This window comes from Candidatus Pantoea communis (genome assembly GCF_011752685.1).
In the GTDB taxonomy this organism is placed as follows: domain Bacteria; phylum Pseudomonadota; class Gammaproteobacteria; order Enterobacterales; family Enterobacteriaceae; genus Pantoea; species Pantoea communis.
Window position 1 is genome coordinate 1 of record NZ_VWXC01000067.1, and the last position, 761, is coordinate 761.

Annotated in this window: 1 protein-coding gene; it reads right to left on the minus strand. The window is 62.4% G+C overall.

Annotated features, from left to right (window positions below; genetic code table 11):
* Window positions 1-105: 105 nt before the first annotated feature.
* A complete protein-coding gene (locus F3J37_RS28675) occupies window positions 106-723 on the minus strand; it encodes a hypothetical protein (RefSeq protein WP_166936854.1) in 618 nt (205 codons plus the stop codon).
* Between the last annotated feature and the right edge of the window lie 38 nt (window positions 724-761).

Consider the following 761-nt stretch of genomic DNA (forward strand, 5'->3'; position numbering starts at 1 on the left):
CACGCTTGCGACTTCAGCGATATGCGCCAGGCTGTGTGTGCGGAACGGCGCGTGACATCCCTCCGGTGGAGAGTTGTTCTGCAGGCGTGCCGTGCCGCATTCGTATTACTTCTGCGCAGCGTTCAGGAGATGCGTGCTGATGACAACCCGTCTGCGCAAATGGCTTTCAGGCTCCGCGCCCCAGCAGAAGGCGGCCCAGTGGCCGCAGAACGCCAGCCAGCTGCGCACCGGGTGCAGACAGCCCGATTCACCTGTGCCGTCCCACACGTACACGTAGTGCTCCGGGTCGCGCAGCGCCCAGGCCACCATTCCCTCCCACATCACTTTTGCCGCGTTGGTCTGCGCGCTGTCGGTAATGATGATCGACCAGCGATGCAGAAAATGGCAGAAAAAACGCCGCGCCAGGCCGTGCACCGCCCCCTCATGCTGAGGCTGGCGGGTGCGCCATACCATAACCTGTATGCAGGCGCGCTCCGGCGAGGTGAAGTCTTCGGTTTCCTCCAGCCGCACCGCATAAACGGTCTCCGGATCACGCTCCTGCGTGACCAGCCTGAACTGTCGCTCTGCTCTGTTCTGCCAGAGGGTGTAGCCAAACGGCGTCACAAACCCGGGCAGCGTAAAAGGCTCTGCGTCCCGGGCAAGAAAGGCGCGGGTATCGGCCCGGTTGGTGTCTTCCGGATTCAGCACCTGGCTGAAGCTGGTGTCGGGCAGGGTAATGGGCATGCTGTCGTCCGCCGTTACTTTTCTGTTCACTTAGCCTC